At 39.7% G+C, this 25489-nt stretch carries 23 protein-coding genes and 5 tRNA genes; 1 reads left to right on the top strand and 27 read right to left on the bottom strand.

Annotation, left to right across the window (positions count from 1 at the left end; genetic code table 11):
- Nucleotides 1-46 precede the first annotated feature (46 nt).
- From rpoB to ACG94X_RS13170, 27 genes are all read right to left on the bottom strand, one after another.
- On the bottom strand, nucleotides 47-4135 hold the full coding sequence (gene rpoB, locus ACG94X_RS13300) for a DNA-directed RNA polymerase subunit beta (RefSeq protein WP_419384187.1): 4089 nt from the start codon (nucleotides 4133-4135) through the stop codon (nucleotides 47-49).
- Nucleotides 4136-4439: 304 nt separating this feature from the next.
- Nucleotides 4440-4805: a 50S ribosomal protein L7/L12 gene (gene rplL / locus ACG94X_RS13295; RefSeq protein WP_419384186.1), complete on the bottom strand. Its 366-nt coding sequence runs from the start codon at nucleotides 4803-4805 to the stop codon at nucleotides 4440-4442.
- Nucleotides 4806-4856: 51 nt separating this feature from the next.
- Nucleotides 4857-5363, bottom strand: coding sequence for a 50S ribosomal protein L10 (gene rplJ / locus ACG94X_RS13290; RefSeq protein WP_419384185.1), 507 nt, complete (start codon nucleotides 5361-5363; stop codon nucleotides 4857-4859).
- 298 nt (nucleotides 5364-5661) lie between these two features.
- Nucleotides 5662-6357, bottom strand: coding sequence for a 50S ribosomal protein L1 (gene rplA / locus ACG94X_RS13285; protein ID WP_419384184.1), 696 nt, complete (start codon nucleotides 6355-6357; stop codon nucleotides 5662-5664).
- Between the two features lie 3 nt (nucleotides 6358-6360).
- Entirely contained in the window at nucleotides 6361-6789 is a 429-nt protein-coding gene (gene rplK / locus ACG94X_RS13280; RefSeq protein WP_419384183.1) for a 50S ribosomal protein L11, read from the bottom strand.
- 118 nt (nucleotides 6790-6907) lie between these two features.
- Nucleotides 6908-7441, bottom strand: coding sequence for a transcription termination/antitermination protein NusG (nusG, locus tag ACG94X_RS13275; protein WP_419384182.1), 534 nt, complete (start codon nucleotides 7439-7441; stop codon nucleotides 6908-6910).
- A gap of 7 nt (nucleotides 7442-7448) precedes the next feature.
- Entirely contained in the window at nucleotides 7449-7889 is a 441-nt protein-coding gene (gene secE / locus ACG94X_RS13270) for a preprotein translocase subunit SecE (RefSeq protein WP_419384181.1), read from the bottom strand.
- 74 nt (nucleotides 7890-7963) lie between these two features.
- A tRNA-Trp gene (locus tag ACG94X_RS13265) sits at nucleotides 7964-8039 on the bottom strand.
- Nucleotides 8040-8089: 50 nt separating this feature from the next.
- Nucleotides 8090-9280 carry an elongation factor Tu gene (tuf, locus tag ACG94X_RS13260; protein ID WP_419382675.1) on the bottom strand — a complete coding sequence of 397 codons (1191 nt, stop codon included), beginning with the start codon at nucleotides 9278-9280 and terminating at the stop codon, nucleotides 8090-8092.
- Between the two features lie 146 nt (nucleotides 9281-9426).
- Nucleotides 9427-9501: transfer RNA gene (locus ACG94X_RS13255), tRNA-Thr, on the bottom strand.
- A gap of 12 nt (nucleotides 9502-9513) precedes the next feature.
- A tRNA-Gly gene (locus ACG94X_RS13250) sits at nucleotides 9514-9589 on the bottom strand.
- A 36-nt stretch (nucleotides 9590-9625) separates the two neighbouring features.
- Nucleotides 9626-9709, bottom strand: a tRNA-Tyr gene (locus ACG94X_RS13245).
- A gap of 55 nt (nucleotides 9710-9764) precedes the next feature.
- Nucleotides 9765-9840 (bottom strand) — tRNA-Thr (locus ACG94X_RS13240).
- 98 nt (nucleotides 9841-9938) lie between these two features.
- Nucleotides 9939-11432 carry an anthranilate synthase component I gene (gene trpE / locus ACG94X_RS13235; RefSeq protein ID WP_419384180.1) on the bottom strand — a complete coding sequence of 498 codons (1494 nt, stop codon included), beginning with the start codon at nucleotides 11430-11432 and terminating at the stop codon, nucleotides 9939-9941.
- Nucleotides 11433-11578: 146 nt separating this feature from the next.
- The gene (locus ACG94X_RS13230; RefSeq protein ID WP_419384179.1) at nucleotides 11579-12247 is read right to left on the bottom strand and encodes an HAD-IA family hydrolase; all 669 of its coding nucleotides are present in this window, start codon (nucleotides 12245-12247) and stop codon (nucleotides 11579-11581) included.
- A gap of 85 nt (nucleotides 12248-12332) precedes the next feature.
- A complete protein-coding gene (locus ACG94X_RS13225; RefSeq protein ID WP_419384178.1) occupies nucleotides 12333-13058 on the bottom strand; it encodes an FHA domain-containing protein in 726 nt (241 codons plus the stop codon).
- 195 nt (nucleotides 13059-13253) lie between these two features.
- Nucleotides 13254-15491 carry a type II secretion system secretin GspD gene (gene gspD, locus ACG94X_RS13220; protein ID WP_419384177.1) on the bottom strand — a complete coding sequence of 746 codons (2238 nt, stop codon included), beginning with the start codon at nucleotides 15489-15491 and terminating at the stop codon, nucleotides 13254-13256.
- A gap of 41 nt (nucleotides 15492-15532) precedes the next feature.
- Nucleotides 15533-16384, bottom strand: coding sequence for a type II secretion system protein N (locus ACG94X_RS13215; RefSeq protein ID WP_419384199.1), 852 nt, complete (start codon nucleotides 16382-16384; stop codon nucleotides 15533-15535).
- A gap of 2 nt (nucleotides 16385-16386) precedes the next feature.
- Nucleotides 16387-17130 carry a type II secretion system protein N gene (gene gspN, locus ACG94X_RS13210; RefSeq protein WP_419384176.1) on the bottom strand — a complete coding sequence of 248 codons (744 nt, stop codon included), beginning with the start codon at nucleotides 17128-17130 and terminating at the stop codon, nucleotides 16387-16389.
- Between the two features lie 163 nt (nucleotides 17131-17293).
- Nucleotides 17294-17617, bottom strand: coding sequence for an H-NS histone family protein (locus ACG94X_RS13205; protein ID WP_419384175.1), 324 nt, complete (start codon nucleotides 17615-17617; stop codon nucleotides 17294-17296).
- 202 nt (nucleotides 17618-17819) lie between these two features.
- Nucleotides 17820-18266: an acyl-CoA thioesterase gene (locus tag ACG94X_RS13200; RefSeq protein WP_419384174.1), complete on the bottom strand. Its 447-nt coding sequence runs from the start codon at nucleotides 18264-18266 to the stop codon at nucleotides 17820-17822.
- Between the two features lie 9 nt (nucleotides 18267-18275).
- Nucleotides 18276-19469: a YfgM family protein gene (locus tag ACG94X_RS13195; protein WP_419384173.1), complete on the bottom strand. Its 1194-nt coding sequence runs from the start codon at nucleotides 19467-19469 to the stop codon at nucleotides 18276-18278.
- A 1-nt stretch (nucleotide 19470) separates the two neighbouring features.
- Nucleotides 19471-20310 carry a hypothetical protein gene (locus ACG94X_RS13190; protein ID WP_419384172.1) on the bottom strand — a complete coding sequence of 280 codons (840 nt, stop codon included), beginning with the start codon at nucleotides 20308-20310 and terminating at the stop codon, nucleotides 19471-19473.
- Nucleotides 20307-21089 carry a uroporphyrinogen-III synthase gene (locus ACG94X_RS13185; RefSeq protein ID WP_419384171.1) on the bottom strand — a complete coding sequence of 261 codons (783 nt, stop codon included), beginning with the start codon at nucleotides 21087-21089 and terminating at the stop codon, nucleotides 20307-20309. Before ACG94X_RS13185 ends, ACG94X_RS13190 begins: the two co-directional genes overlap by 4 nt.
- Before the next feature lie 12 nt (nucleotides 21090-21101).
- A complete protein-coding gene (hemC, locus tag ACG94X_RS13180; RefSeq protein ID WP_419384198.1) occupies nucleotides 21102-22025 on the bottom strand; it encodes a hydroxymethylbilane synthase in 924 nt (307 codons plus the stop codon).
- A gap of 95 nt (nucleotides 22026-22120) precedes the next feature.
- Nucleotides 22121-22858, bottom strand: coding sequence for a LytR/AlgR family response regulator transcription factor (locus ACG94X_RS13175; protein ID WP_419384170.1), 738 nt, complete (start codon nucleotides 22856-22858; stop codon nucleotides 22121-22123).
- 28 nt (nucleotides 22859-22886) lie between these two features.
- Nucleotides 22887-24068, bottom strand: a complete 1182-nt coding sequence (locus ACG94X_RS13170; RefSeq protein ID WP_419384169.1) for a sensor histidine kinase — start codon at nucleotides 24066-24068, stop codon at nucleotides 22887-22889.
- Between ACG94X_RS13170 and argH the strand changes: the two genes are divergently transcribed.
- Nucleotides 24059-25489 (top strand): argininosuccinate lyase, encoded by a 1431-nt coding sequence (argH, locus tag ACG94X_RS13165; RefSeq protein ID WP_419384168.1) that lies wholly within the window; start codon nucleotides 24059-24061, stop codon nucleotides 25487-25489. The genes ACG94X_RS13170 and argH overlap by 10 nt on opposite strands.

Below are 25489 nucleotides of genomic sequence, written 5' to 3'. Positions count from 1 at the left end.
GGGAACTCCTCCTTTTTTAAAGGGGGTTGGGGGGATTCATGGCTAATTAGTCACCATTTTTCAGTTCAATGTTGATACCTAAAGAACGGATCTCTTTGGTCAATACGTTGAACGATTCAGGCATGCCCGGATCCATATAATGGTTACCATCTACAATGTTCTTATAGATGCGAGTACGGCCTTCAACGTCATCCGACTTCACAGTCAACATTTCTTGAAGTGTATAAGCTGCACCATAAGCTTCAAGTGCCCAGACCTCCATCTCACCGAAACGCTGACCACCGAACTGTGCTTTACCACCAAGCGGCTGTTGCGTTACAAGAGAATAAGAACCTGTAGAACGCGCATGCATCTTGTCATCAACCAAGTGATTCAGTTTCAGCATGTACATATAACCAACGGTTACTGGACGGTCAAAACGTTCACCTGTACGTCCGTCATACAATACTGTTTGACCCGTACGAGAAATGTCAGCAAGTTCAAGTAACTCTTTAATTTGACCTTCTTCAGCACCATCAAATACTGGTGTTGCTAAAGGTACGCCTTGACGTAAGTTACCTGACAATACCAAGATCTCATCATCAGTTAAGCTATCAAGATCTTCTTGCTCGCCACCAACTTTATTATAAATCTTGTCTAAGAAAGCACGCAGTTCTAGAACTGAACGTTGCTCCTTCAACATCTTATCGATCTTGTCACCAAGACCTTTCGCAGCCATACCTAAGTGAGTTTCGAGAATCTGACCCACGTTCATACGTGATGGTACACCCAGTGGGTTCAAAACGATATCAACAGGTACACCATGGATGTCATGCGGCATGTCTTCTACAGGTAAAATGTTAGATACAACACCTTTGTTACCGTGACGACCGGCCATTTTATCACCAGGCTGAATACGACGTTTTACAGCTAAATAAACTTTAACAACTTTCAATACACCAGTTGTAAGCTCATCACCTGTAGAAAGTTTGCGTTTTTTCTCTGCAAATTTCTCATCGATTTCAATGCTCTTCTCTTTCAAGAACACCTGAATTTGAGTTAAGCGCTCTGCGATACCTTCATCCGTTGGTTGAACTTCTAAAAGATCGACAAGGGCTAATCCAGACAATACGTCTTCAGAAAGTTTGTCACCACGTTTAGTCGTACCACCGCCATTAGATTCTTGACCTTTCAACAAGCGAATAATACGTTCACGTGCTGCTTCTTCAAAAATCTTATATTCTTCTTTCAAATCTTTACGGTATGAATCTAACTGTGATTTTTCAATTGCTTGAGCACGTTCATCTTTCTCGATACCGTCACGTGTAAACACTTGAACGTCGATAACTGTGCCTTTCACACCTGAAGCAACACGTAAAGAAGAATCTTTAACGTCAGCCGCTTTTTCACCGAAAATAGCGCGAAGCAATTTCTCTTCTGGTGTTAACTGAGTTTCACCTTTAGGCGTTACTTTACCGACTAAGATGTCACCAGCAGTCACTTCAGCACCGATATAAACGATACCTGACTCATCCAATTTAGACAGTGCAGCTTCACCAACGTTAGGAATATCGGCAGTAATTTCTTCTGCGCCTAACTTAGTATCACGTGCTACACATGACAATTCTTGAATGTGAATAGACGTCAAACGGTCTTCTTGAAGTACACGCTCAGATAATAAGATCGAGTCTTCGTAGTTATAACCATTCCAAGTCATGAACGCTACACGCATGTTTTGACCAAGCGCAAGTTCACCACCGTCTGTAGATGGACCATCAGCCAATACATCACCAAGACCGACTTTATCGCCCAATTTCACAAGAACTTTTTGGTTAATACAGGTATTTTGGTTCGAACGGGTATATTTGATCAGGTTGTAGATATCTACACCTGCTTCACCAGCGATCATTTCGTCTTCATTTACACGAATAACGACACGAGAAGCATCAACAAACTCAATACGTCCACCACGTTTCGCAATCACACATACACCAGAGTCATGCGCTACGTTTGCTTCCATGCCTGTACCAACAAGTGGTTTATCAGCAAGCAATGTAGGAACAGCCTGACGTTGCATGTTTGAACCCATCAATGCTCGGTTGGCATCATCGTGTTCAAGGAACGGAATAAGTGATGCAGCAACAGATACAATCTGCTGTGCAGATACGTCCATATGCGTCACTTTTTCAGGAGGCATACGAACGAAGTCACCTTCATGACGTACAGAAACAAAATCTTCAGCTAAACGACCATCTTTATCCAATGCAGAATCGGCCTGTGCAATAACAGTACCTACTTCTTCAATTGCAGAAAGATATTCAATATCAAGCGTCACTAGACCATCAATAACTTTACGGTAAGGTGTTTCCAAGAAACCGAAGTTATTCGCTTTTGCATAAACAGAAAGCGAGTTGATCAAACCAATGTTTGGTCCCTCAGGAGTCTCAATTGGACACACACGACCGTAGTGAGTTTGATGTACGTCACGTACTTCAAAGCCTGCACGTTCACGTGTTAAACCACCGGGTCCAAGCGCAGATACACGACGTTTGTGTGTAATTTCTGACAATGGATTATTTTGATCCATGAACTGAGACAACTGGCTTGAACCAAAGAATTCTTTGATTGCAGCTGCAACTGGTTTCGCATTGATCAAATCTTGTGGAGACAAGTTATCTGTTTCAGCTTGGTTTAAACGCTCTTTTACAGCACGCTCAACACGAACTAAACCAACACGGAATTGATTTTCAGTCATTTCACCGACTGAACGAACACGACGGTTACCCAAGTGATCGATATCGTCGACTTCGCCTTTACCGTTACGGATTTCAACTAAAGTCTTCAATACATCAATAATATCTGATTTTGAAAGAATACCTTCAACTTCACGAGACTTCTGATCCGTACCCACTTCGTAAGGACGACCCAAACGACGATTGAACTTCATACGGCCTACAGGCGATAAATCATAGCGTTCTGTAGCGAAGAATAAGTTATTGAATAAGTTTTCAGCTGCTTCTTTCGTTGGTGGCTCACCTGGACGCATTACTTTGTAGATTTCTACAAGTGCTTCTTCACGACCGGTTGTCGTATCTGCACGTAATGTATCCGCAACAAAAGAACCACGGTCGATACCATTGGTGAATAGGATGTTAAATTGTTTAACACCACCTTCAGCAATTCTCACCATAATTTCGTGGCTAAGAACTGTATTCGCTGCAATCACTTCACCATTATGCAAAGCAATATCTTCAGCAACGATACGCTCATAAAGATATTCATCTGGAACTGGAAGTTTAGTTAAACCAGAAGCTTCCATTTGACGTACATGACGCGCATTAATACGTTTACCTTGCTCAACAATGGCTTTACCATCATTATCAGCAATATCGAACTGTGCCATTTCACCACGAAGGCGCTCTGGAACTAAGTCGATTTGATAGCTACCCATATCAAGATATACAGGTACTTTCTCATAGAACATATTCAAAATTTGTTCGTTGCTATAACTTAATGCACGTAGAACAACAGTCGCGAGTAATTTACGGCGACGGTCAATACGAACAAAAACTAAATCTTTAGCATCGAATTCGAAATCTAACCATGAACCACGGTAAGGAATAATACGTGCTGAATAAAGCACTTTACCGCTTGAATGGGTTTTACCCTTATCATGATCAAAGAACACGCCAGGTGAACGGTGCAACTGAGATACGATTACACGCTCAGTACCGTTAATAACGAAAGTACCATTCTCAGTCATGAGTGGCATTTCACCCATGTACACTTCTTGTTCACGAACGTCTTTAATTGATTTCGTTTCACGATCTTTAATGATCAAACGAATTTTTACGCGCATTGGTGCCGCATAAGTTGAGCCACGAAGAATACATTCGCGCACATCAAACTCAGGCTTACCAAGACTATACTCAACGAATTCTAAAGCAGCATTGCCAGAATAGCTTTCGATTGGAAAAACTGAACGAAACGCGGCTTGCAGACCAAGATCTTCACGGTTTTTTGGAGTTTTGCCATCTTGTAAGAATGATCTGTACGAGTCGACTTGAATCGAAAGCAGGTACGGAGCATGCATGACTTGGGGCAATTTACCAAAATTCTTACGGATCCGTTTCTTTTCGGTATATGAGTATGCCATCTGGAGTCCTCGGAAAGTAAACTAAGCCGCCTGCAGAACGGACTTAGAAGGAATTACGCAGGTCGATATGACCACCACTTTTATACAAATGCTGCAAATTTCAGTGGTATAAAACGCTTAACAATATTTTCAACAGCTCAAAAACATTGCTAAGCGTTTGATTAGCTTTAATTATTTTAAAAATTGATGATTTTTCTATCAATCAATCTAAAATCGAGCCGATTATTGTAACGCAAAAAGGCTGATGACCCAAGAGCCATCAGCCAATTTTTGGGGTCAAATTAAAATTTGCCCCAAAAAGAAATTACTTAACAGTAACTGTAGCGCCAGTAGTTTCAAGCTTAGCTTTAAGTTCAGCAGCTTCTTCCTTAGTAACGCCTTCTTTAAGGTTACCAGGAGCGCTTTCAACTAAATCTTTAGCTTCTTTCAAGCCAAGACCAGTGATTTCACGAACTGCTTTAATTACAGCAACTTTGTTTGCGCCAAAAGAAGTCAATTCAACATTGAATTCTGATTGCTCTTCAACAACAGCAGCAGCAGCAGCAGGACCTGCAGATACAGCAGCAGCAGATACGTTGAATTTTTCTTCGAATGCAGAAATAAGTTCAACAAGTTCAAGAACAGTTTTTTCAGAAACTGCGTTTAAGATTTCTTCGTTTGTTAAAGCCATGAGAATAACTCCAAATGGGTGTTGAATGGTGGATAAAAAGTTTTGTTAAGCTTAAGCAGCTTCTGACTCGTTTTTCTCTTGAAGCGCTGTAAGTAAGCGACCCAATTTCGAAATAGGAGCTTGAAGAACATTAGCAAGCATAGTAAGCGCTTTTTCTTGGTTCGGAAGATTTGCAATAACGCTAATTTCAGCACCTTGATAAAGTTTGCCATCAAATGCAGCAGCTTTTAATTCAAATGCTTTGTTCGTTTTAGCAAATTCTTCGAACAAGCGTGCAGCTGCACCCATGTCATCTTCAGAATTTGAGAAAGCTAAAATTGTTGGACCAACAAGGTTGTCATTCAAGATAGTGAATTGCGTATCTTGAAGAGCAAGTTTAGCCAAAGTATTACGCACGATACGTGTAGTAACACCTAACTTACGAGCTTCAACACGAAGAGCAGTTAATTGCTCAACAGTTAAACCTTGATAATCAGCAACAACGGCAGCAAACGCTTTAGAAGCAACTTCAGTTACTTCGGCAACGATCTGTTTTTTGTCTTCGATAAGAAGAGCCATTGAAAACCTCCTAAGGTGATTTATGCACTCATATGAATGCACTCCCAATTCGCAAACCAATCGCTTGGCTTGCACGCGGAGGAGGAATAAATCACACCACCGCGTCTACTCAGACTGGTTTTTTAAGAAGTGAGTCCTAAAACCCACCTCGCCTGAGGTCTTTGACGCTGATAAATTTAATTTATCAATTCAAAGTTTGCCTAAGTTCGCAAAATACGACAGCGCGTTTCTTGCGTAAGTTTTAAAGCATTGCTTTAAATCTTACTCAGGGCTTCAAAATTCTTTAATAAGTCGAGACTTATTTAGTAACGTTTTGAACATCAACAACAAGACCTGGACCCATAGTAGAGCTCAAAGTGATCTTTTGGATGTAAATACCTTTAGATGTAGCAGGTTTTGCTTTCTTAAGGTCAGCAACAAGTGCTTCAAGGTTTGAACGAATAGCTTCAGCAGTAAAACCTACTTGACCAATCGCAGCATGGATAATACCTGCTTTGTCTACACGGTAACGTGCTTGACCAGCTTTTGCATTTTTAACTGCAGTAGCAACGTCAGGAGTTACAGTACCCACTTTAGGGTTAGGCATTAAGCCACGTGGACCAAGAATCGTACCCAACTTACCAACAACGCGCATTGCATCTGGAGCAGCAATTACTACGTCAAAGTCAAGGTTACCCGCTTGAATGCTTTCAGCAAGATCATCAAAACCAACAATGTCCGCGCCTTCAGCTTTAGCAGCTTCAGCAGCAGCGCCTTGAGCAAACACAGCAACACGTACAGTTTTACCAGTACCTGCAGGAAGTGTAGTCGCGCCACGAACAACTTGGTCAGATTTACGAGGATCAACACCTAGGTTTACCGCAACATCCAAAGATTCTTTGAATTTTGCAGCAGGAAGATTCGTAAGTACTTGAACTGCTTCTTCTAAAGAGTAAACTTTGTTTGCTTCAATAGCAGCAGCAATGGCTTTTTGACGTTTAGTTAATTTAGCCATGTCTTATAACTCCACTTCCAAGCCCATAGAACGCGCAGAACCAGCAATGGTACGTACACGTGCGTCTAAATCAGCACCAGTTAAATCTGGTTCTTTAGTAGTCGCAATTTCTTCCAATTGAGCACGAGTCAACTTACCAACTTTAGTTTTGTTAGGTATAGCTGAACCCTTTTGGATACCAGCAGCTTTCTTAAGAAGAACAGCAGCAGGTGGAGTTTTCATGATAAATGTGAACGATTTATCATTGTACACAGTGATCACTACTGGAATTGGAAGACCAACTTCAAGTTTTTGTGTCGCAGCATTGAATTCTTTACAGAAAGCCATGATGTTAACACCACGTTGACCCAATGCAGGACCAATCGGTGGAGATGGATTCGCTTTACCAGCTGGAACTTGCAGCTTGATATAGCTGTCAATTTTCTTAGCCATTTCAAATTACCTCTGGGTACAAACGCCTTTTAGAGCTCCCCAAGCATTTACGTAACAATACTGTTACAACAACAATGCCCGACTCATAACAAATCGGGCGTTTTTCAAACAACTCAAATTACATTGATTTTTCGACTTGGCGAAATTCCAATTCAACTTGAGTTGGTCGATTAAATACATTAATCGTCAATGTAAGACGAGATTTTTCGTATTGAACTTCTTCCACCACACCCTTAAAGTCTGTGAATGGACCGTCAACAACCAATAATTCTTCACCAGGCTCAAACATCGTCTTAGGACGCGGTGCTTCACCCTTATTATGTACACGTGCAAGAATCGCATCAGCTTCTTTTTGCGTAATTGGCGCAGGTCTGTCTGCCGTACCACCAATAAAGCCGAGTACTTTGGGACATTCTTTAACAATGTGCCAAGTATCGTCATTCATTTCCATTTCAATTAACACATAACCTGGAAAGAATTTACGCTCTGATTTACGTTTCTTACCATCCTTCATTTCCACTACTTCTTCAGTAGGAACAAGGACATCACCAAAACTATCAGCAACAGCGCTACGCTGGATTCGATCATTAAGTGAACGCATCACTTGTTTTTCATAACCTGAATAGGCATGAATAATGTACCAACGTTTCATAGCTCTCTTACCCGATAATAAACTTCATAAACCAACCAATAATGTAGTCAAAACACCACAAAACGATTGCAGCAACAATGATAACAACCAAAACCTGCCATGAAGTCGTTACTGTTTCATGTTTCGTTGGCCAAGTTACCCGACGCAGTTCAATACGCGAGTCTTTAAGCAAACGAACAAAGCCCTTGCCTTGATGGGTGGCGTATAATAAACCTAAAGCTACGATGACACAAGCTATAATCACCCCAATACGCACCCAAATACCATTGGCTGGCGCCCAATATGCTGGAAGATATTGATTTGTCATTAACGCACAGCCAAATAAAGCCAATGCTATAATCCACAAAATAAAATCTAATGGAGAACTTGTTTTCACCACTTCAGCAGAATTGTTTCTTTGAGGAATTGCCGCGTCGCCCATTGCGTCGCGTGATTTATCGTTCGACATTTTTTTACTCGTCGTAGGTTTCGCGATTTATTATATGACCAGTTTAGCCGACATCAAGTTTTTTATTTAAAAACTGGCAGGTCAGGACGGGATCGAACCGCCAACATTCGGTTTTGGAGACCGACGCTCTACCAATTGAACTACTGACCTACAAACAAACCGAGAGCCTAAACCCTCGGTTATAATTAACACATTAGCGATTATAGAGTTACTTTCGCAACAACACCAGCGCCTACAGTACGACCACCTTCACGGATCGCAAAACGTAGACCTGGGTCCATTGCGATTGGGTGAATTAGTTCTACTGACATTTCTACGTTATCACCAGGCATAACCATTTCCACGCCTTCTTGTAATTGGATTGCGCCAGTTACGTCAGTTGTACGGAAATAGAATTGTGGACGGTAACCGTTAAGGAATGGAGTATGACGACCACCCTCTTCTTTAGAAAGTACATATACTTCAGCATCAAACTTAGTATGCGGCTTGATTGTACCTGGCTTAGCAAGTACTTGACCACGTTGTACGTCTTCACGCTTAGTACCACGAAGAAGAACACCACAGTTCTCGCCCGCACGACCTTCGTCAAGAAGTTTACGGAACATTTCTACGCCAGTTACTGTTGTTTTAACTGTATCTTTAATACCAACGATTTCAATTTCTTCGCCAACTTTAACGATACCAGCTTCAACACGACCAGTTACTACAGTACCACGACCAGAGATAGAGAATACATCTTCGATTGGCATCAAGAATGGCTTGTCGATAGCACGTTCTGGTTGTGGAATATAAGTATCAAGCGCTTCAACAAGAGCTAGAACAGCAGGAACGCCATACTGACCTTCTTCACCGTTAAGTGCAGCCAAAGCTGAACCACGAATGATAGGCGTGTCATCACCTGGGAAGTCATAAGTAGAAAGAAGTTCACGAACTTCCATTTCAACTAATTCAAGTAATTCTTCATCATCAACAAGGTCACACTTGTTAAGGAATACAAGAATGAAAGGTACACCAACCTGACGAGAAAGAAGGATGTGTTCACGAGTCTGTGGCATAGGACCATCAGTCGCAGCACATACAAGAATCGCACCATCCATCTGAGCAGCACCAGTGATCATGTTTTTAACATAATCGGCGTGACCTGGACAGTCTACGTGCGCATAGTGACGAGCTGGAGAATCATATTCTACGTGTGAAGTATTAATTGTAATACCGCGTGCTTTTTCTTCTGGTGCAGAGTCAATTGCAGCGTAATCTTTCGCTTCACCGCCAAAAGTTTTAGCACATACAGTTGCAATCGCAGCCGTTAAAGTTGTTTTACCATGGTCGACGTGACCAATTGTGCCCACGTTTACGTGTGGCTTATTACGTTCAAACTTAGCCTTAGCCATGAGATCTTCCTCGTTTACGTCGAACACGAGTCAAAACAACTCAGCATCGACAATCGTCTAAAAAACTAGACACCTAAATACTCGAAAAGCAGACTAATAAGCCTGCTTTCTAAAAACTGGTGTAGATTAATCTACTAAACTGTATCTGGAGCTCTTATCGAGACTTGAACTCGAGACCTCTCCCTTACCAAGGGAGTGCTCTACCACTGAGCTATAAGAGCAATCATCTTCGATGGAGCGGGAGACGAGGGTCGAACTCGCGACATGCAGCTTGGAAGGCTGCCGCTCTACCAACTGAGCTACTCCCGCTTAATGTTGGTAATTAACCACTTCTATCGAAGTTAATGGTGGTGAGAGAAGGATTCGAACCTTCGAAACTTTCGTGGCAGAGTTACAGTCTGCTCCCTTTGACCGCTCGGGAATCTCACCATTCACACTTACTTTCAGTGTCGTTCTGAACTACTTTATCACAAAACCTTTAAAGTGGTGCCGGCACACGGATTCGAACTGTGGACCTACTGATTACAAGTCAGTTGCTCTACCAACTGAGCTATGCCGGCGCTTCTTAGTGTTTCGTACGTTTCGTATCGGAACGGTGTGCAGTTTAGCAAAACTTAGAATCCTTGCAAGTGTTTTTTGCAAAAAAACTGTCAAAAACTCATAAAATCAACCCGTTTGATGATAATTCAACCGCTTTGATCACTGCGCGAGCTTTTATTTGGGTTTCATTCCATTCTGATTCAGGATTTGAGTCTGCAACTAAGCCTGCTCCAGCCTGTACATAGACTTTATTTTCACGAATTACACAGGTTCGGATCGCAATCGACATATCCATTTCACCATGCCAGCCTAAATAACCAACAGCTCCACCAAAAATCCCACGTTTTACTGGTTCAACTTCGTCAATAATTTCCATTGCACGAATTTTTGGCGCACCAGAAAGTGTTCCAGCAGGAAAAGTTGCTTTAAAAACATCCAAAGCATCAACATCATCCAAAACTTCCCCCTGCACATTAGAAACAATGTGCATAACATGCGAATAACGCTCTATCACCATTCGATCAGTCACTTTCACTTTACCTATCTTAGAAACACGACCAATATCATTACGACCTAAATCAATCAGCATTAAATGCTCTGCAATCTCTTTCTCATCTGAAAGCAAATCTTTTTCCAATGCTAAATCTTCTTCTTTAGTTTTCCCACGTGGCCGTGTGCCTGCGAGCGGACGCACAGTGGCTATACCATTTTCAAGGCGAGAAAGAATTTCTGGTGACGAACCCACGATATAGAATGGTTTTTTATCTGTCAGTGTTCGCCCTTGCACAAGGAATAAATAAGGTGATGGATTAAGGTGACGTAAAGCACGGTAGACCTGTAATGGCTCTCCATCGAAATCTGACACCATACGATGCCCTGGAACAACCTGCATCACATCGCCTGCACGGATATATTCTTTAACGGTCTCAATGGACTCTAAATACTTCTCTTTACCCGTTAAAGATACAAAATGTGGTGGTGTATGTTTTTTTGCAACCAAGCTAATTGGGGTTGCTAATAATTTTTCTAAATGATCCAGTTGCTGCTGTGCTTTTGTATAAGCATCTGCATCATGAACATCGGCATGTACAATTAAAAATAAAGTATCTTTTAAATTATCAAAAACAATCACTGTCTTCGATAACATCATCCATAAATCTGGAACACCCACAGGGTCTGCTACAGGCATATTTTTTAAGCGTGGCTCAATATAACGCACTGAATCATAACCAAAGTAACCAACTAAACCACCGGTAAAGTTTGGCAGTGCAGGTAAATCATGTTGAGTCGGCACATTAAACTGTGCTTGAAAATCTCGGATATATTGAAATGGGTCTGAACATGCTTGCGTGTTGAGCGTGCCATCGGGTGATTGAACGGTCAATTGCCCTTCATTACACGAAAAGACTGTAGACTCCCCCAATCCAATAATGGAATAACGTGCCCAGTTTTCACCACCCTCTACAGATTCAAATAAATACGCTTGTTGATGGTCTTTCAAACGTGCAAATACCGATAATGGCGTATCGGTATCTGCCAAACGTTGACGATAAACTGGAATTAAGTTGTAACCACTCGATTTTAATTGTTCAAATTGCACTGAAGTTGTCATGAGGAATTCTCTCTATTTTTGATAGGACTAAGTTTTGATTACTATAAATTTCTCTTAGTGTTGCCATCGAAAAATATGTTTATTATTCATTCCTCTTCCCTTCTCTCACCACTATTTTTAAATATTGATGCTGCAATAAAACAACTTTAAGTTAAAAGCTCAGTTAAATTATCGACAACTTGTTGCGGCTGACAAAGCTGAATATCTTCACCATGATTATAGCCATAGCTCACCACAATACAATCAACCTCTGCACGGCGTGCAGCCTCTACATCATTACTCGAATCACCAATCATGAGAGTTTTCGCATTTGAGCTCTGGTAAGTTTCTACGCAGTACAGTAACGGCTTTGGATGCGGTTTACGCACATCAAAACGATCACCACCAATCACATCGACAAAATAATGATCCATTTTCAATTCTTCTAAAATTTTTCGTGCAGGCTGTTCAGGCTTATTGGTCACACAAATCAATTTTTTATTGTTTTGAATTCCCCAATCTAAAAATTCTAAAATTCCTGAAAATGGCTGAGTATCCACACACGGTTCAGCATTATAAATATCCAAAAAAGTATCTAAAAGTTGTTGATGTAAAACTGGATCAACTTCTCCTTTTAGATATTTCAATGTGCTTTCACAAAATAACGATGTGCCTTTACCAATCCAGACTCGAACCTGAGCTTCTGTAACTTGTGGCAAATCTAAACGAGCCAAACTCAAATTCATTGCACGGTACAAGTCAAATGCCGAATCGACCAAGGTCCCATCCAAATCAAATAAAATAAGGTCTCGTTGATCTAGCTTTGCAACATTCATGATTTACACCTGATATTGGACTAATAAAACATTCATAAAATAAAGGCATGCGATTGCATGCCTTTGAGTGTATCGCATTCGGCAATTATTTAAAGAATAGCCAAGCAATTATTGCCAAAATAACCAAAGTCACAATTGTGATTAAACCCACTGAAGTATTTTTCTTTTCTTCAAGTTGCTTATCTGCAACTGATGGTGCTTCTGGAGTTGCAACAGGTGCAGGTTGAACTTGAGCCTGAAGATCAACACCTTCTGGAATAGGTGCAGGTTTTGGAATACCCACATTCGCAGGCATGCCATCACGTGTGAGCTGCACATTTGTATCGCGAGCAGCAATTTCAGGCATACCTTGCTCACTCATACTCTGTGCCGCAGTCTTTTCTACAACTTCAACAGCTTTAGGAATTTCTGCCGTTGCAACCGCTTCCGAAGGTTGTTGAATTGACCTTTCAACAGCTTGAGGGGCCGCAGCTATTTCAACATCCACAGCAACAGGCTGCTCAGGTTCAACTCTAACCTTAGCAGGCTCAAGTACATTAAATTTAATACTGGCGAATTGAACAATATCACCCTCTTTGAGCAATTTTTCTTGCTCAAGACGGATATCATTCACAAAAGTACCATTGGAAGATTTTAAATCTTGCACCCAAAGAGCAGTATCTTTTAATAAAAAAGCAGCATGACGACGAGAAATTTCCGCAGATTGCAGTTGAATATCTGCATCTTGATGTCTACCCACTAACATATCACGGTCAACGATAACCTCTTGACCTTCTAGCTCACCTGATATTGCTTGTAACTTCCAAGTCATGATGCACTTCTCATTTTCAAATCTGAATTTATATTAACATGACATCTATAAAGTTCTAAATCTGCGCTGCTGCAAAAGATTCTTGCATGTGCAACATAAGACTGAGAACTAAAGATAAATGTCAAATACGACCTGCGCTCTAGAATGAATTTACACTCCTGCTGCAAGATCATAATGAAGATCTAATACTATTGATTACTCTTCCGCAACTGGTGTCGTTATAGCATTACCTTGTGCAGGAACTTTGATCACACCACCTGAAGGTACATTGTTATATTGAGTAGGTTGCGCAGGTATAAACTGTGGCTGAACGACCGAAGGCTGTGAACTTTTAGGCGACTCAATTGGTAAACGTTGCTGATAAACATCTTCAATATTGGCAGGCAGCTTGGCAAAACTTCCATCTTTATCCATTGCCAACTGCAAGCTATACAATTGATCATAACGCTGTTGCGCCATTTTACGTATTTCAGCACTATCCCCCACAATTGTTGGGTGAATAAAGACCAAAAGATTACGTTTATTATTAGATTTACTTTCTGCTCTAAATAAGCGCCCTAAACCAGGAATATCCCCCAAAAGTGGTATCGATTGACGAACACGGCTTGTGTCATCCGAAATCAAACCACCCAACACTATGGTCTGACCATGATCGGCTAACACCGCTGTTTTAATAGAACGCTTACTTGTCACCAAATCAGAAGCTTGCCCCTTACTTTCGGCGACAGCTGATACTTCTTGTTCAACCTCTAAACGAATTGAACCACCCTCACCAATATGGGGAATGACCTTTAAAGTTACACCGACATCTTTACGCTCAATAGAAGTATATGGATTAGCTGTTCCACCATTGGTACTAACTGACCCAGTAACAAAAGGGACATTTTGACCCACGACAATGTAGGCCTCTTCATTATCCATAGTCAAAATTGAAGGTGTAGACAATAAATTAGATTTCGTATTGGTTTTTAGAGCCTGAATTAAAGCGCCATATAGTTTACGTGAACCATCAGCACCTTCTTTATAATCGCCCAATATCAACGATGATCCCGCACCTAAGGCTGAACCCAATCCAGCTGCACCGCCAGTTAAATAGCCCGCAGCTAACTTTGATAAACTCGTACCCACTTTATCAAAGTTAATTAAACCAACGCCACTACTTAAATCACCCATTGCCCATTGCACACCCAACTGGTCTGCGTCATTGCCTTCAACCTCAATAATGGTTGCTTCAATCAATACTTGTTGACGACGCACATCAAGCTGTTGAATCGCCGCTTCAATTTCACGCATCAATTGCGGTTCAGCTTTTACGACTAGCGCATTTTGCGCACCATCTGCAATGATACTGACGCCATTGGCATTAAAACTGGTGACATTGTTTTGATTATTGTTGCTGTTTGAACTTCCACCCAAATTAATTGAGGGTGTAGAAATACTGCCTGAGTTTGAACTACTGCTTGATGACGAATTATTACTGTAGTTCGAATTACCAATATTATTACTTGAACTATTATTTGATGAATTACTTGATGCGTTATTTGAGCTTGAATTTACCGTCTGACCAGTCACGAGACCTTGTAAAATTTCGGATAAGTTTTTAGCACTCGCATATTTTAGTTTAAATACCTTTAAACCACCCAGACGATCCGCAGAAGGCACATCGAGCATTTCAATCATATTGCGAATACGTTTACGTGTTCCCGTATCACCTTTGATGAGAATACGATTGGTACGTCCATCTGCAATAATACGAACCCGAGCCCCAGCAAAGTCCTTAGATGCACCCGTCGAACTCATTGCATCTAACTGTTTAATGATTTCTTCTGCTTGACTTTGCTGTAACGGAACAGCCTCTATATCGTTTTGCCCTGTACCATCCAAATTACGAATAATGGTTTCGAGCTGATAAATATTCGCTGCACGATCTGAAACAATAAGCGCATTGGTGCCTTGTATTGCAGCCAAATGAGCAAATTGTGGCATCAATGGTCGCAACGCAGGAATCAAATCATTCGGATTGGTATTTTCCAACCAAATCACACGTGTAACAACCTGATCACCTCGTGCATTGTTACGCGGATCAAAAGGTACACCTGCATTTTTTACATTACTATCGGGTACTAAACGAATGGTATTTCCAGAAGGAATCGCCACCACGCCATTGACATTCAAAACACCTAAAAATAGATCATAGACCTCAGTTTTATTGAGTGGTTTATTAGAAATAACCGTGACGTTGCCACGTACACGTGGGTCAACAGCAAAATTTTTGCCTGTAATATCTGCAACTTCATTGATAAAAGCAGTGAGATCAGCATCGCGTAAGTTAATTTTCCATGTCTGAGCATGTGCTGCGGTACTAATTGCAGCCATCATTGGTGCTGCTGCAACGAATGCCCAAAGTGGTCGATTGTGATTCAAAAAAGCCATAACTTATTATCTATCCTAATTTTATTTGTAGTCCTAGCCACTTACAAACTTTGCTGAATGGTCATCACCTGATCACCACGCTTAATTTCAATTTTCACTTTACCGTCACGCTTTGCTTGTTCTAGCAGCTGAACATCACTCTGTCCTTGACCCACTGATTGTCCATTGAGTGAAAGAATGCGATCCCCAGATCTTAAACCTAATTTATTCCGAAGTGCTGCGGGGGTTTGATCTGTCACTTCATAGCCTTGACCGCCATTAGTGCTCACCCCCATGTTCTTTAGATATTGTTCTCTATTTTCATTCATTCGATCAATCGCCTGCCCCAATGCATTTTGACTCGAATTTTGCTGCTGTGGAGGCGATTGTGTCGTCTGCTCAGATGGCGTAGATGGTGCTTGTCCAGTCGGATTGAGTGGCACAGGCTGATAAAGATTATCCAACCCCGTAAAACGCAACTCTTTGCCATTCTGACCATTTTGACTCAGTACAATATGATCCCAATATACTTCGGATAACTGATAACTGGTACCTTCAATTGTATCGCCAACACGATAACGATCTGCTGTTTCTTTGACTTTAATTACCGCAGATGAAAAGCGCATTGGATAACTGACCACAACACCTTGCAACAACATTGGAATACTATCGTCTGCTGCGCTCGTAGCACCAACTTCATTAAATAGCGAGAAACTTGAAATATTCGGTACTTGAGTTTGCTGTGACCCTAAACTTACTTGCTCAGGCTGTACAGCTTGCGGTGGTGCAACAACCCACCAAAATATAGATGCCAATTTCCAACACAGTGCGAGAATAAGCAATAGCAAAATAATAGGTGCAAAATTTTCTGACTTTTTCAGTGTAATATTTTCAAAGCGTTCTTTTATATTCATCATTAGAAACCACCTTGTATAAGTGGTTGTCTAGAACTAATCACAAAAGTATCCAAACCTGCCTTACCGTCATAGGAAGGAACATTCAGCAACATACGCTGAGTCAATTGCACGTCTAACATCATGCTTGAATCTAAACTGATATTCGCCATTTTTTGACTGCGTTGATCCTGAATATCAAAAATAAGTTTACCCGCTTCATCCTTGAGTTGACCATTTAAAGAAGGAATATTCATTTGATCTTGACGCTGACCGAAGCTATAGCGCAACTCCCCCCCACCCCATTGCAACTGACCATCGGCATCACTAAAGCCACTATCTTTTTTAAAACTCAAGCTGATATCATTTAACTGAATTGAATTTGCAGGCCACTGCCAATTTGCAATATTTTTTAAAGTTTCAGGTGCAATTTTCCCATCGATATTTTTAAAAATGATTTTTTTTCCTAAACCATAACCAACCACGCCATTTAACTGGGTTTGTCCACTATGCACTTCAATATTTGCGCCTAAACGCAATAAAACCAAATCCCAAGGTCGCGTTCGCCATGTTACAGAACCACGTAAATTGCCTTTATGCCAATCTGCTTGACCCTGCCAAATATTGCCACTCACATTTTGAAGTATCTGATTGTTTTTATAAAATTTTGAAATCAACCAAGTCGCAGGAACCTGTAATAATACAAAAACTAGAAAAGCGACAACACCTGTAACCCACCAACTGATCTGTTTTGATTTTTTATTCATCCAGCTTTTACCATATTCATTTATTCTTCCGTGCGAGATGATGTCCTCTTGTCTTTACATTATGCACAGTTTTTTCACATCGCCAATTCACTCTATAAAAAAACCAAGCACTTTCGCTTGGTTTTTTCAATTTTATAATCTTAAAATGACACTTAGATGAAGATTAGATCAAGAAATCTTCTAATTTTGCACCTTTTTCAATTTGTGCAACTAACCAACGTGGCTGTTTACCACGCCCAGTCCAAGTTTCAGAACTATCATGTTTATTACGATAACGCGGTTCAACTGCTTTACGCGTTGATTTTTTACGTTTTTGAGCACCGTATTCAATAAACTGTTCTAAAGTTAAACCTGCAGATGCTGCAATTTCAATAATTTTATTATATGCATCTTCAATTTCTTGATCTTTTTTAGATTCAATTAAAGCTTCTGCTTCTGCTGTTAACTTTCTTAACTCTTCAACTGATAATTTACTAATATCTGGCATAACCAACTCTCCGCACAAACTCATAATAGTTATTTAAAATAATTTCCAAGTAATAGTATTTTTATTTTCTCAATTAAGCAATACATATAATCAACTTGTAATACATAAAAGAACAAAAATATAATAACGAGATTTAAGGCTTATTTTAAGTAAGGAATAAAATAGATTAACTTTCTTCTATTTTAAATATCATAAATAGTGCTTAATCACTTAATGCTTTGCTTAAATCATTTTGAACTGTCATTTCTAGGTCAAGAATTGACTGACGTAACATGGATGGAATTAATGTTTTTTTCATTTCCACTTTATCCACAAATACTATGACTGCATCACCATCTGCAACAATTTGTTGCTGTTGAGAACTATATAAAACATAACGCATACGCATTGCACTATTTCGAATTTCTTCAACTCTTGCACCAATATGTAACACGTCTGGATAGAATGCTGGTTTTAGATATTTGCATTGGCTGGATGCAACAACAGTTAAAACATCTTGTCCAAAGACATTTAATTGATCGAAATAAGCAATACGAGCATTTTCTATATAACGATAATACATCACATTATTCACATGACCGAAAGCATCCATATCTCCCCAAGCTACTTTTTGTTCATAAACAATAGGGAATTCTGCCAACAACTTCATAATGTAGTCTCAAATTTTAAACTGAATATAATTGGTATCTTTTTCAAAAATAGAATTCAACTGTTGAATTAATTCATCATTTCCATTTAATGTTGCTTTAACTCTCAGATAATTCATTAATACATCATTTGGATATAATGCTAAAAGCTGCTCTGCATCATACTCACGTTGTGTTGCACTATATATGTGCCATTTTGCAAAACTAAATACTGGTATATCTAAATACTTATTTTCTAAATTTAAAATCTGTTGTTCTAAGTATTCATAATCTGGATTTTGTCTTAATAACTGTTGCTGGAACCAAAGATAGAATATATCTTGATCAAATTTTTCATTTAAAAGTTGGATTGCCAATTGCTGTTGTTGATGAGCCAGTTCGGGCAATCGGGTGATGATTTTTAACCACAATACTTTAGTGTCGTAAGGCATTTGTTCCAATTGATCGGCAATGTCCAAAAACTTTTGCTGTAATAATTCTAAATCCTCAAAACTGCCTTGTTCATAACAACATAAAAGTTGCGTTAACCATTGTTGTTTAGTTGAAATTTCAAGTTGCCCAAACTGAGTAGAGTGCAGATACTGCCATGGGAATTGGATCGCAAATTTCCCCCATAATTTTTGAATACTGAGCGCATAACTTGCTGTAAGTGGCTCCAACCACGGCGAGAGATCATGCCCATTCAAAAATTCTAAATGCGTTAAAGCCTGTTGATCATCATTTTGCGCCAAATAAACTTCAATACGTAAAATCTCCGCCAATTCAAATGCCGAAGGCGGACTATGCTCTAAAATACTCAATGCTTCTGAAAAATTCTGCTGTTTATATAAAAGTTGCGCATGAATAATCTGTTTCAATAATCCAGATTGATCAAAAACCTGTTGAATCACTTGTTGCTGTTCATCCTCACCATCCAACAACCACAATACTCCAAGCTTTTCAAAAGGATGTAACTGTTCAAAACTCAATACTTGTTCAAGTTTACGCTTTTCCCGATTTAAATAACGCTTGAGTAGAAGCCATGCACTATGCAATAAAAAACTCAGAATAACGCCAAAAAAGATAAGTACCCAAATATTGGTTTGAATTTGAATGTTATGCCATAAAACATAAACATATCCTGCACCAGCTGAATAACTCAACACACTCAACACAGCTAAAATAATTAAACTAATAAAGGCATAAATCAGAATAATATGTTTCATTTTACTGCCCCAATACAGCGATACTATTGAGCTTTGGTGCAGGAAGTAATGGTTTCTGTTTCAGTTGAATCAATTGTTGTTTTAATTGTTGACTCGAAGCATCAGGTAATTGATCCAATTGCTGAATGGCATGATTCAACATTTCCTGAAACTCCACACTCTGCCCTTTCATAAGCAGCTGTTGTGCGAGTAAAACTCTAAATTGAACTTCTTTTAAAATAAATTTACGGTTGGTCAGTTCAGGTGATTGCTCCGCAATAATATCTATCTGTAACCATTTTTGCCAAAAATGTTCAGGCTGATTTTTTGTAGGGCTCAATTGATTACGTTTTAACTCACTCATTAAGCTCACATCTATTTGCTTAATCAAGGTGATTAACCGTTCTTGTTGTTCATTTTTCGCAATGATAAATTGTTGAATACTCTGCATATCTTGTGCAATAGCTTGATGTAAACTTTGTTTAACTGCATCAGCCAAAGTATATTGATCTAACGACTGATTTATATGGGTTAAATGTTCAAGTGCATAAATATATTGTTGCTGTTGAATCGCAAATTGAACCAATTCCAATTGCTGTTTAATCAGTACGCTTGGACTCAGCCCAACAGTGGGCTCATTGACTTGAACAGGTGAAGCCTTTTGAACATTGGCTTGAGTAGGATCATCTGTTTGCCTTTGAACTGCGACCAATCGATCATTTAAACTGGCATTTTTTTGTTCACTATTATGTAAACTTTGCTGTATATCATTGAGTTGTTGCGAAACTTGATAGAAGTCATAACTCAACTTAATGAGCCATCCTATAGCGATCAACAATAAGACATAAATAAGCTTCTTCATAGTTTCCTTTGCAACTGCAACATAGTGTGCAGAATCGTTTCTGGTTCTAAATTTAAAATTTTACTGATTTTAAAACATTTGTCAGTTTTCTTTTTATGATTGACTAATAATTGATACAAACGCTCACCTAAAACCAAATAATGGCAAGCATGGACAAGGCTATCATGCCTTTGGGTCAATGCAAGCCAATGATTCCAACTGGCTTCACTGCTGATACAATTCCAATATGGCGTATCATATTGACCCAATTTCGCCACAAAAGATGGGAATTGTTCCAAACTCGATTTAGGACAAGAACGCTCGTATAACACAAAATTTAAAACATCAATATGACAATTTTCAAAATGCTGCATCATAAATTGACGACCACCCTCACCACGCCAAAACGCAATTTGAGTGATATTTTTAAGCTGTTTGAAAATGGGTAAGCCCAACATACCTTCTGAAGTTTCAACTTCTGGTATATGGCTCCGCACACCAAATTCCGCCAGTTTCTGCGCTGTCTTCTTACCTACAGCAATCCATTGAAGATGTTGTATTTGTGCAAGCGAAATACCTGCTTGCTGTAAATATTGCATTCCAATATCTACAGCCGTGGGACTGACCACAACAACCATTTGAGCATATTGAAGTTGTGAATACAGAGATTGCAACTGGTGGCTAAAAGGCCTCGCTTTAAGCGCCAACAAAGGCAAATCAACCACATCAAAACCTGCCTCACGCAAACATGTTGTGAGCAGCTGCGCACGTTCAATGGGGCGGGTATTAATAAACAGCATCGAAGCTTAAAACTAATCTTGATAAAGTGCTTTGAGTATTTCCCCAGCACCTTGTTGAAGCAAATTTTGTGCAAGTTGCACGCCCAATTGTTCAGCATCTACTTGAGCTCCCTGAACTTGGCTCCGCAACAATACCTGACCATCAGGGCTACCCACGCGACCTTCAAGCGTCAATATTTGATTGTCCAATTGGGCAAAACCAGCAATAGGTACTTGGCAACCGCCTTCCAAATAAGCATTGAAAGCACGCTCTGCTCGTACACACGTATTGGTTTCAGCATGCATCAACGGCATAATCAGATCTAAAATTTCTTGATCATCCGAACGGCATTCTAAGCCCAATGCACCTTGCCCAACAGCAGGCAAACTAATTTCAGCGGTTAATGTATGACGGATACGCTCGGCAAGCCCCAATCGTTTTAACCCAGCACTCGCAAGAATAATCGCATCATATTGACCTGCATCTAGCTTGGATAAACGTGTGCCAACATTGCCACGTAAATCAATAATATCTAAATCTGGACGCTGTTTTAAAATCTGACATTTACGACGCAAACTTGACGTTCCAAGCTTCGCACCTAGAGGTAAATCTTCAAATTTTTCATAGTTATTCGAGACAAAAGCATCCAGAGGATCTTCTCGTTCGCAAATCACAGCAAGTTCTAAGCCTTCAGGCATTAGCATCGGTACATCTTTCATTGAATGTACGGCTAAATCTGCACGCCCATCGAGTAAAGCAGCTTCTAATTCTTTAACAAATAAACCTTTACCACCAATTTTAGCCAATGGTGTGTCTAAAATTTTGTCGCCTTGAGTAACAAAAGTCACCAACTCTACTTTCACATGTGAATGTAATTGTTCTATACGCTCACGGATGTGCTCAGCCTGCCATAATGCAAGTGGACTTTGACGTGTTGCGATTTTCAAGGTTTTCATCATTTCAGATTTGCCAAAATTTAAACAACCTAAACTTACCCTGCTCTCTTAAAAATGCAAGTAAATTATCAAAATCATTTAATGTTCACATCATACTATAAGTTCTGCATGCGCTCTCTAAGGTAAGGTAAATGTCTGCGGCTGACCGCCAATCGCTCATCTAGCTCTCGACATCTTGCTTGGTATTGCCCTGACGTTACCACTTCCAATCCATCTAGATAATCCAGTGAAATTAAGGCATTACGATGAATTCGAATAAATCGATCTGCAAATTCCGTTTCTAGGTCTTTTAAAGTCTCATCAATAAGTACACTGCCATTCCTGTGGCGCACAGTGACATATTTTTGATCTGCTAAAAAATAATAAATATTTTCAACAGGAATCAACTCTAAACCTTTATACGTCTTTGCAGCTATTTGCTGTCTTTGCACTTTTTCTTCCATGAGTTCTTTTTGTTCTAAGTTAGTGAGTTGAGCTTGCGTCAGTTTTGTAACATTATCCAAAACTGTTTCCAATTCTTCTTTTGCAATCGGTTTTAACAAATATCCCTTTGCTTGTGACTGAATCGCTTGCAAAGCATATTCATCATACGCTGTACAAAAGATAATGGCTGGCATTGGATCAAAATGCGACAAATGTTGCGCACAGCTTAATCCATCCATTTCGGGCATCTGAATATCGAGCAACACAACATCTGGCTCATACTTTTGAACCATTTCTAAAGCTTGTTTGCCATGTAGTGCTGTGGCGATAACATGATGTCCCAATTGCGACACCAACCGTGACAAACGTTCCACTGCAAGGGGTTCATCATCACAAATTAGGATGTCCATTTATCCTCCTCTCCCAAATCCATCATATTTATTTTAATGTTTGTCCTACAAATCTCTTTTTATACTGATATTGAATTACTGTGGTAAATAATTCATGTCCCGCATAACTTCGAAAATAAACAGTATCGCCAAAATGTGCTTTTAAACGCTGTTTTACATTTTCTAAAGCAATTCCATGCCCTTCTCTAAGTTTTATTCTATCCTGTAAAAATGGGTTAGTAATGACTATATTGACTTGATTTTCCAATATTTCAACCAATATGCCTATCTTGGCATCGATGATTTTTTTTTCAACACCGTGAAAAATACTATTTTCAATCAAGGGTTGTAAGGTTAACAAAGGAATTGAGACCCGACCGAGTAACAAAGGTTGATGAATATTCCACTCGACATTTAAACGATCTCCCAGACGAATTTGCTCTATTGCGATATATTGTTTACATAATTGAATTTCTTCTTGTAGGGTAACCAATTTTAATTCTTGAAGACTTGCTCTAAATAATTTAGACAAATTAATCAACATCTGTTCAGCTTTATCGGGATCAGTTGCGATTAGACTAACCACACTATTTAAACTATTAAATAGAAAATGCGGATGAATCCGAGCCTGCATCGCTTGAATACGTGCATTGAGCTCACTGTTTTGTTGTAACACCGCTTGCTCACGAATATACATATAACGCAAACAAAATGCGCCAAGCAAAACCCCATAACTTAAATGTAAAACTACGTTGTGATAAATATGCGCTGAGGAAATATTTTCCAATGAAAAATGGCTGCCCCAATATTGAATAATATTCAAAGCAACCGTGGTACACAGCACAATAACCTGTAGCAATAAAAAGCTAAATATCGCAATTGCAAAATAACTCCACTGATCCAATCTTTTCTGAAAAAAATCTTGAAATGCAGCGAATGCCAATAAAATCCAATTGATATATAAAATATACTCTAAAACATGGCCGATATTTAAATTATGCCAAGATTGCGCTTCTGCTAAAGCCAATAATAAAGCCAGCACATTACTGGCAATAAACAGTTCAATTAAATACTGACGATGCCCAATTTTGCTAAAAAAATAAGACTGCAAACCTTGTCCTGCAGATTTTATTGACGATTGATTGCGCTTTACTTCGGCAAGCGAGGCTGAATTTGCTATACTGCTGCGAGTTTTACTGCTTTTTTTCTTATTGAGCCGATATGACCACATCTTCTAATTCCTCTAATCCGTCACAAACCGAAACTTCTGGTATGTGGGGCGGTCGTTTCTCTGAAGCTACTGATGCCTTTGTTGCTGAATTTACTGCATCTGTTCAATTTGACCAACGCTTTTATAAACAAGATATTGCAGGCTCTATTGCACATGCAACCATGTTAGCAAAAGTAGGTGTCTTAACAGAACAAGAACGTGATGACATTCGCAACGGTTTGAATACAATTCAAGCTGAAATTGAAGCAGGCAACTTCGAATGGCGCATCGATTTAGAAGATGTGCACATGAATATCGAATCACGTTTAACGCAGCGTATTGGTATTACAGGCAAAAAATTACATACTGGTCGTAGCCGTAATGACCAAGTAGCAACCGATATTCGTCTTTATGTACGTGACGAAATTGATGCTATTTTAAAATTACTGGAAAAATTACAAAAAGGTATTCTAAGCTTAGCGGCTAAAAATACTGACACCATTATGCCTGGCTTTACTCATTTACAAACTGCACAGCCTGTGACTTTTGGTCACCACTTAATGGCTTGGTTTGAAATGTTAGTTCGTGATTCTGAACGCTTAATCGATTGTCGTAAACGCGTTAACCGTATGCCTTTAGGCTCTGCTGCACTGGCAGGAACAACTTATCCAATTGACCGTGCATTTACTGCGGAATTACTTGGTTTCGAAGCTGTTGCAGAAAACTCACTCGACGCTGTATCTGACCGTGATTTTGCAATTGAATTCAATGCTGCTGCAGCGTTAATCATGATGCATATGTCACGCATGTCAGAAGAAATGATCCTTTGGACATCTGCACAGTTTAAATTTGTGAATATTCCAGACCGTTTCTGTACGGGTTCATCCATCATGCCACAAAAGAAAAACCCAGATGTTCCTGAGTTAATTCGTGGTAAGACGGGTCGTGTTTATGGTGACTTAATGAGTCTACTTACACTCATGAAGGGTCAACCTTTGGCATATAACAAAGACAATCAAGAAGATAAAGAACCTTTATTCGACGCGATTGATACCGTTCGTGGTTCACTCATGGCATTTGCGGATATGATTCCTGCACTTGTACCGAATATCGAAATCATGCGTGAAGCTGCTTTACGTGGTTTCTCTACCGCAACAGACTTAGCAGATTATTTGGTTAAGAATGGCGTTGCATTCCGTGACGCACATGAAATTGTCGGTAAAGCCGTTGCTTTAGGTGTGCAGGAATCGAAAGATTTATCTGAACTTACGCTTGAGCAACTGCAACAATTTTCAGACTTAATCCAAGCAGATGTCTTTGAAAAAGCTTTGACTTTAGAAGCTTCTGTCAATGCACGTAATCACATTGGTGGAACTGCACCTGCTCAAGTTGCTGCTGCAATTGAACGTGCTTACACTCGTTTAGAACAACTTTATGCATAA

Origin of the sequence: Acinetobacter psychrotolerans, assembly GCF_048552595.1 — a bacterium.
Taxonomy (GTDB): Bacteria; Pseudomonadota; Gammaproteobacteria; order Pseudomonadales; family Moraxellaceae; genus Acinetobacter.
Note: the sequence above shows the minus strand (reverse complement) of the source record. Positions and strands in the feature narration are given on the sequence as shown.